At 60.7% G+C, this 7642-nt stretch carries 7 protein-coding genes and 2 pseudogenes; 6 read left to right on the top strand and 3 right to left on the bottom strand.

The features are described from left to right. Window positions 1-88 precede the first annotated feature (88 nt). On the bottom strand, window positions 89-799 hold the full coding sequence (mtgA, locus tag ALO64_RS03440) for a monofunctional biosynthetic peptidoglycan transglycosylase (RefSeq protein ID WP_002555628.1): 711 nt from the start codon (window positions 797-799) through the stop codon (window positions 89-91). 80 nt (window positions 800-879) lie between these two features. On the opposite strand from mtgA, the gene ALO64_RS03435 reads away from it, so the two are divergent. The 4 genes from ALO64_RS03435 (at window position 880) to trmB (ending at window position 3165) form a co-directional block, all read left to right on the top strand. Beyond that, window positions 880-1260: a DUF423 domain-containing protein gene (locus ALO64_RS03435; RefSeq protein WP_002555627.1), complete on the top strand. Its 381-nt coding sequence runs from the start codon at window positions 880-882 to the stop codon at window positions 1258-1260. 112 nt (window positions 1261-1372) lie between these two features. Continuing rightward, the gene (gene thiS, locus ALO64_RS03430) at window positions 1373-1573 is read left to right on the top strand and encodes a sulfur carrier protein ThiS (RefSeq protein ID WP_002555626.1); all 201 of its coding nucleotides are present in this window, start codon (window positions 1373-1375) and stop codon (window positions 1571-1573) included. Between the two features lie 52 nt (window positions 1574-1625). Beyond that, window positions 1626-2420: a thiazole synthase gene (locus tag ALO64_RS03425; RefSeq protein WP_044344099.1), complete on the top strand. Its 795-nt coding sequence runs from the start codon at window positions 1626-1628 to the stop codon at window positions 2418-2420. Window positions 2421-2517: 97 nt separating this feature from the next. Continuing rightward, window positions 2518-3165, top strand: coding sequence for a tRNA (guanosine(46)-N7)-methyltransferase TrmB (gene trmB, locus ALO64_RS03420; protein ID WP_215907216.1), 648 nt, complete (start codon window positions 2518-2520; stop codon window positions 3163-3165). A gap of 52 nt (window positions 3166-3217) precedes the next feature. Here trmB and ALO64_RS03415 read toward each other — a convergent pair. Both ALO64_RS03415 and ALO64_RS03410 read right to left on the bottom strand, forming a co-directional pair. Beyond that, window positions 3218-4265, bottom strand: a pseudogene (locus ALO64_RS03415) (haloacid dehalogenase-like hydrolase). Window positions 4266-4455: 190 nt separating this feature from the next. Then, entirely contained in the window at window positions 4456-4968 is a 513-nt protein-coding gene (locus ALO64_RS03410) for a dihydrofolate reductase (RefSeq protein ID WP_002555622.1), read from the bottom strand. A 109-nt stretch (window positions 4969-5077) separates the two neighbouring features. Between ALO64_RS03410 and ALO64_RS03405 the strand changes: the two genes are divergently transcribed. Further along, window positions 5078-6457, top strand: a complete 1380-nt coding sequence (locus tag ALO64_RS03405) for a DUF2868 domain-containing protein (protein ID WP_044344100.1) — start codon at window positions 5078-5080, stop codon at window positions 6455-6457. Beyond that, window positions 6450-7642: pseudogene (locus ALO64_RS03400) on the top strand (GTPase/DUF3482 domain-containing protein); the annotation flags it as partial. The gene ALO64_RS03405 and the pseudogene ALO64_RS03400, both read left to right, overlap by 8 nt.

Below are 7642 nucleotides of genomic sequence, written 5' to 3'. Positions count from 1 at the left end.
TGGGCGTTTTTGTTTGTGTACCAGCTATCGAGCGTCGCTCCGCATCGCATGCCGCTTCAGACGCTTCGCGTTATCTTTTGTGACGCAATCACCACCGACGGCTGCTATTGAGTCCCTGCAAATACTCATCCCCACCCAACTGACGCATTTGCTGACGAATCCAGCCGGCGCGACGCGAGACGTAGCTGCTCGGGTGGCTGGCGCTCCACTCGCGCGGGTTGGGGAGGACGGCGGCGAGGTAGCTGGCCTGCTGTACAGAAAGCGCGCTGGCGTTGGTGCGGAAGTGATGTTGCGCTGCTGCCTGCGCGCCGAATACGCCTTCGTCCCATTCGACGCTGTTCAGGTACACCTCAAGGATGCGCTCCTTGGACCACAGCAGCTCGATGAGCATAGTGAACCACGCCTCCAGCCCTTTGCGCAGGTAGCTGCGACCGGACCACAGGAACAGGTTTTTCGACACCTGCTGGCTAAGCGTACTGGCGCCACGGATCGAGCCGCCGCGCTCGTTGTGCAGGATGGCCGCTTGAATGGCGTCGACGTCGAAACCCCAATGCTCTGCGAATTTCTGATCCTCGCCGGCAATGACCGCAATTTTAAGGTTGTCGGAGATCCTGTCCCACGGTTCCCAGTCGCGTTGCAGGTCGATAGGCTCGCCGTCGACCCAGGATTCGACCTTGCGTTCGACCATCAGCGCGGTGCCTGGTGGCGGTACCCAGCGCAGAACCAGAACCACGAGAACACTGCCTGCGGCGAACCACAGCAGGGCTTTGACGATGCGACGAAGGATAAACTGCAGCATAGAGATGGCTTGGCCGAACCCGTTGAGCGGCCCATTATACAGACCGTGCGCCTTTCGACGATTTTTCACTGGAGTTCCTGATGCTTCGTAGCTTTTTGATGCTTGCTGCCTTCTTTGGCTTCACGGGTGTGGCGTTGGGCGCATTTGCCGCTCACGGTCTCAAGGAACGCCTGAGTGCCGAGTACCTGGCGGTGTTCCATACGGGTGTGCTTTACCAACTGATCCACGCGCTGGCCCTGCTCGGTGTGGCGATACTGGCGACGCACATCCCCGGGCGTCTCGTCACTTGGGCCGGATTCTCGTTCGCTATCGGCATACTGTTGTTCTCCGGCAGCCTGTACGCGCTCACCCTGACCGGCATCGGCAAGCTGGGCATCATCACCCCGTTCGGTGGTCTGGCCTTTCTGTTTGGCTGGTCGATGCTGGGTCTGGCTGCCTGGCGGTTGGGCTCTGCTCCTTGAGTGACGGCTTGCACGGCAGATCGCGCTTGAGACGAATGGCGTGGCTTTGCCTTGGTCATACCCGCTGATCGGGCTAGAATGCTGGCCCCCCAAAAATGATGGCTGCTCTCGCATGCACATTCAGTTGAACGGTGAACCCTTTGAATTGCCCGATGGCGAAACCGTCGCGGCATTACTGACCCGCCTGGACCTTGCCGGACGCCGGGTTGCGGTGGAACTGAACCTGGATATCGTGCCGCGCAGTCAGCATGCGGCGACCGTCCTGGGTGAAGGCGATCAGGTCGAAGTGGTTCATGCCATTGGCGGTGGCTAGTTCGCAACCTGCACTTAGCCCAACCCCCATCTGCACGTTATGAGGATTTCCGATGAGCAATGTTCGCAGCGACAAGCCCTTCGTCCTGGCCGGTCGGACTTTCGAGTCGCGTCTGTTGGTAGGCACCGGCAAGTACATCGATATGGAACAGACCCGTCTGGCCATTGAAGCCTCGGGTGCCGAGATCGTGACTGTTGCCGTGCGTCGCACCAACCTCGGCCAGAACCCCGGCGAGCCGAACCTGCTGGATGTGCTGCCACCTGATCGCTACACCATCTTGCCGAACACCGCTGGCTGCTTCGATGCAACCGAGGCCGTGCGCACCTGCCGCCTGTCCCGCGAACTGCTCGACGGCCGCAATCTGGTCAAGCTCGAAGTGCTGGCCGACCAGAAAACCCTGTTTCCGAATGTGATCGAAAGCCTCAAGGCCGCCGAGATACTGGTCAAGGACGGTTTCGACGTGATGGTCTACACCAGCGATGACCCGATCATCGCCCGCCAGCTGGCCGAAATCGGCTGCATCGCGATCATGCCGCTGGCCGGCCTGATCGGCAGCGGTCTGGGTATCTGCAACCCCTACAACCTGCAGATCATCCTTGAAGAAACCAAAGTGCCGGTGCTGGTCGATGCCGGTGTCGGCACTGCCTCCGACGCCACCATCGCGATGGAACTGGGCTGTGAAGCCGTATTGATGAACTCGGCCATCGCCCATGCGCAGCAGCCGGTGATGATGGCCGAAGCCATGAAGCACGCTGTAATTGCCGGTCGTCTGGCGTACCTCGCCGGGCGCATGCCTCGAAAACTCTATGCCAGCGCATCTTCGCCGCTGGATGGCCTGATCAAGTAAGAGCCCGTTGATGACTGATTCGCACGTTCCGCACCCAGAGTCGCCTGCTGTCGAAGAAGGCGAAGAGCGCCCGCACCGCCGCATCAAGAGTTTCGTGATGCGTGCCGGTCGCATGACCGAGGGTCAGCAGCGCGGCCTTGATCAAGGTCTCCCCCTGTATGGCCTGTCGCTGACCGATGCGCCGGTGGATTTCGATCAGGTGTTCGGTCGCGCTGCGCCGCGCACGCTGGAAATCGGTTTCGGCATGGGCCACTCGTTGCTGGAAATGGCGGCAGCGGCTCCCGAGCACGATTTTATAGGTGTCGAGGTGCACTCCCCAGGCGTAGGCGCGCTGCTCAACGGTGTGCTGACCCAAGGGCTGACCAATGTGCGCGTCTACGATTGCGACGCCATTGAAGTGCTGAACCGCTGCGTCGCCGATAACAGCCTTGATCGCCTGATGCTGTTCTTCCCGGATCCGTGGCACAAGAGCCGTCACCACAAGCGCCGTATCGTGCAGCCGGAATTCGCCGCACTGGTGCGTAGCAAGCTCAAGGTTGGCGGTGTGTTTCACATGGCCACCGATTGGGGGCCTTACGCGGAATACATGCTGGAAGTGATGAGCGTAGCGCCTGGTTATCGCAATCAGGCTGAAGACAACCAGTACGTTCCGCGCCCCGCGGAAAGGCCGATCACCAAGTTCGAACGCCGTGGCGAGAAGCTCGGACACGGCGTATGGGATCTGAAGTTCGAGAAAGTCGACTGAGCGTGCTGATCGTGCCCGGTTACATGGGCACGATCACGCAGTATGAAGCCCGTTACTGAATCTCGTCCGGCTTGACGATCACCCAGTTCTTGTCCGCCGTGACCGGCAGCTTCTCCTTGGCCTGAGCTTCGGCATTGTCCTTGATCATGCCGTTCAGCTGGGTCATGTACTTGTCCTTGCGGTTGATCCACAAGTGCACGCCGCCCTTGCTCACGTCGACGCTGTGAAACAGCATGTAGCCGTCGCTGGTCGGGGTATCGCCGCCGACCAGAACCGGTTTTTTCCACTGATCGATGTAGGTCAGAATCGCCGCCTGCTTGCCGGCCATCCAGGTCGCCGGGGTCCACAGATAAGGTGTCAGCTCCAGTCCCATGTTGCTTTTCGCATCGTATTTGCCTGCGGTGATCTGCTTGCGTGCGGTAGTCAGCTCACCGGTCTTGCGGTCTTTGAGCAGGGTGGTGACGCCTATCACGTTCTGCGGTTTGACGTTGTAGCCGTACTTCGGATCGGCGGCGACCATGCGCACCAGCTCTTCGGACGCTGCGGTCATCACGTAGACCTCGATGCCGTTCTCCATCAGCTTGTTGTACAGCTCGGTCTGCCCGGTGAATACGCGCGGCGGCTCGACATTGAGTTGCTTGACCGTATCGCCGTCGTAATAGGTCGCCGGGATCGGCTTTTTCAGGGCCATCAGCTCATCGACATAGCCTTTGAGCTCCTGCAGGGTAAAGCCGGAAAACACCTGCACGACCCACGGGTAGCAGACCATGTCGTCTATTTCGCAAAGGCGATAGTAGGCTTTCCTTGTGGTCGGCGGTGTCTTTGAAGGGGATCAGCTTCAGCGAAGGGTCGAGCGTTTCGCGGGTAATCAGTCCTTTGTTTTCCATGTACGGCAGCAGCGACTCTTCAAGGTCGAAGCGGTAGCTGGTGTTGTCCATGTCGAAGACCGCATAGTTGCCCTTGTTGGCATTGGCGGCAATCATCGCGTCGAGTGCCTTGGCGGCAGGCTCGGGCCAATGCTTCAATTCGGTGGCCGCGGTAGCCTGGCTGGCAAGCCCGAAGCAGACGGCAGCAGCCAACAGTTTTGGCACGAGTTTCATAGGCGATTTCCCCTTGTCGAAAAAACGAAGGGGCAGACCGTAACAAATTATTGTGAAGGCAAAAGTACGTCAGCGACCCGAAAAAGGCCAAAAGACGCCGTTTGCCCCTTTATTTGCGACAGTTAAACCAAAAGCGACACTTTTATTGCAGTTTTTCGTCAGCGACCTCAAATGCGCCGAAAAACGCTTATCAGACGCGCTCCCAGACTTCGAAGTTGTAGGCAGGCTTGCCGTCGACAGCCGCGTTCTCAGTATCGGACACCAGCGCCCACTGCGCCGTATCGAATTCAGGAAACCACGCGTCGCCATCAGGGCTCAGCGCTACGCGAGTCAGGTACAAGCGATCCGCCTGTGCAAGGCCCTGAGCATAAAGCTGCGCGCCGCCGATCAGCATCACCTCGTCGACACCCTGTTCCTGCGCCCATTGCTCGGCGCGCACGACTGCGGCATCCAGCGAAGGGAAGACTTCCGCGCCCTCGAGCTGCAAATCAGTCTGGCGGCTGACCACCAGGTTCAGGCGACCGGGCAGGGGGCGGCCCAGCGAATCCCAGGTCTTGCGACCCATGATGATCGGCTTGCCGAGCGTCGTGGCCTTGAAGTATTTGAAATCCCCCGGCAAATGCCAGGGCATGGAATTGTCGACGCCGATCACTCGGTTTTCACCAAGGGCGGCAATCAGGCTAAGGGGGAGATGAGTTTTCATGCGCCGAGGATATCAGAGGTCGCAGGGCAGGCGAATGAACTGACACGCACCGTGCTCAGTCCCATGACAGCGGTTATGCTCACCGCTGAATTCAATCAAGAGACACTGTGTGACTGCACTGACCCCACTCGATACCCTCTGGCTGACCGAAGCCGTGCGCCTGCGTGAACAACAGGCTGGCGCGCTGGATGATCAGGAAGCCAATCGCCGCGCCCGGGCGGCTGGAGGCGACCTGACTGCCCGTATCACCCATCGCGCCCTTGGGCTGGCACAGCGCGACGGCATGCTCGGCGCATTGCATCACTGGAAGCAGGGCGCGCGGTTGGCGTTGATTGCGCTTGCCGTATTCGCTGTCATCAGTGGCGCGGGCCTGGCCTTCGCCGCAATGGGCGACGGGCAGGCACCGGTCAATGTGTTCTGGGCGCTGGGCAGTCTGCTTGGGTTTAATCTGGTGCTGCTGGCTACCTGGGCGCTGGGCTTTATCTTCGCTGGCCGCAGCAACAGCGGGCTGGGCCGCTTATGGCTGTGGTTGAGTGAAAAGCTTGCCCGTGACGCCCAGGCTGCGCAACTTGCTCCGGCATTGGTTCTGCTGCTGCAACGCAAGCGTCTGAATCGCTGGGTGCTTGGCCTGGTGGTTCACAGCCTGTGGCTGCTCGCGCTGGTCAGTGCGCTGGTGGTGCTGTTGATGCTGATGGCGACCCGGCGCTACGGGTTTGTCTGGGAAACCACCATTTTGAGCAGCGACACGTTTGTCAGCCTGACTCAGACACTCAGTACCGCCCCGGCCTGGCTGGGCTTCAGTGTGCCGGACGAAGCCATGATTCGCGCCAGCGGCAATGCAGCGCTGAGTATCGAGAATGCACGCCAGGCCTGGGCTGCGTGGCTGGTGGGCGTGCTGCTGGTCTACGGCATTGTGCCGCGTCTGTTGCTGGCAGCGTTCTGCCTGTGGCGCTGGAAGCAGGGGAGTGCGGGGCTGCGTCTCGATCTTGAGCTGCCCGAGTACCTTGAGCTGCGTGAACGATTGATGCCCAGCAGCGAGCGATTGGGCGTCAATGACGTCGAACCTGCCGCGCTGCATCAGATTCAGCCCGGCGTGGGTGCGTCCGACAGTAATGGCGCGTTGCTGGTGGCCATCGAGCTGGATGATCAACAAGTCTGGCCGCCAGAACTGCCGTCAGGCGTGGTCGATGCAGGCATTCTCGACAGCCGTGAGTCGCGCCACAAGCTGCTTGAACAACTGACTCACTATCCGCCTGCGCGCATGGTGGTCGCCTGTGATCCGCGCCGCTCACCGGATCGTGGCAGTCTGGCACTGATTGCCGAACTGGCGCGCAGCGCGGGGGCGACACGTGTATGGCTGTTGCCCGCGCCTGCCGGGCAGGTGCTCGATCTGGAGCGTCTGGGCGACTGGCACGCCGCGCTGGATCAGTTGCAATTGCCGCGCACAGACAGCGCGCCCTTGAACTGGCTGGAGACAGGCCATGACTGAAGCAGACAATGTCCGCGCCATCAAGCTGGCGGTGGTTGGCCACACCAATGTCGGCAAAACGTCGCTGCTGCGTACCCTGACCGGTGATGTCAGCTTCGGCGAAGTGTCTCACCGGCCCAGCACCACCCGCCATGTGGAAGGTGCGCGCCTGTCGGTGGACGGTCAGGCACTGGTCGATCTGTACGACACGCCCGGCCTGGAGGACGCCATTGCGCTGCTCGATTACCTGGAGCGGCTTGATCGTCCCGGTGAACGTCTGGATGGCCCGGCGCGACTGGCGCGCTTTCTGGAGGGCAGCGAGGCACGCCAGCGTTTTGAGCAAGAGGCCAAGGTCATGCGCCAGTTGCTCGGCTCGGATGCTGGGCTGTATGTGATCGATGCGCGTGAACCGGTACTCGCCAAATACCGTGACGAGCTGGCAGTGCTGGCCAGCTGTGGCAAGCCGTTGCTGCCGGTGCTGAATTTCGTCAGTGCGCGCGAGCACCGGGAGCCGGAATGGCGAGAGGCGCTTTCACGCTTGGGTTTGCATGCATTGGTGCGTTTCGACAGCGTCGCACCGCCGGAAGATGGCGGTCGTCGTCTGTACGAAAGCCTGGCGCTGCTGCTGGAAAGCGCGCGGCCTCGGCTTGAGCGTTTGATTGAGGATCAGGAGAAACAACGTCGAGCCAGAAAACACAGCGCGGCGCGGCTTATCGCCGAACTGTTGATTGACTGTGCAGCGTGTCGGCGTAGCGTCGAGACCACTGCCGAGCAGGAACAGCAGGCTGTGGAAGCGTTGCGCAAGGCTGTTCGCCAGCGTGAGCAGCAATGTGTCGAGGCGCTGCTCAAGCTGTATGCGTTTCGCAATGATGATGTGTCTACCAGCGATTTGCCGTTGATGGATGGCCGTTGGGGCGATGATCTGTTCAATCCGGAAACCCTCAGGTTGATGGGCGTGCGGGGCAGGGGTCGATCTGATGGTCGGCGGCGTAACGCTTGGCGCTGCGGCTTTAGTCGGCGCAATTGCGGGCGGTGCCCTGTTGACGGCGCGCAGCTACGGCGGATGATTGCTGGGCAAGTTGAAGGGCCGCAGGGAATTGACGGTGGACGATGCAGTGCTGCGCCTTCTCGCACTGCGACAGGGGCACTTGTTGCTGGCATTGGGAGTGAGAGGCCACGCGGCCATTCACGGGAGTATCAGTTTTT

The sequence above is a fragment of the Pseudomonas meliae genome, assembly GCF_001400515.1.
In the GTDB taxonomy this organism is placed as follows: domain Bacteria; phylum Pseudomonadota; class Gammaproteobacteria; order Pseudomonadales; family Pseudomonadaceae; genus Aquipseudomonas; species Aquipseudomonas amygdali.
Note: the sequence above shows the minus strand (reverse complement) of the source record. Positions and strands in the feature narration are given on the sequence as shown.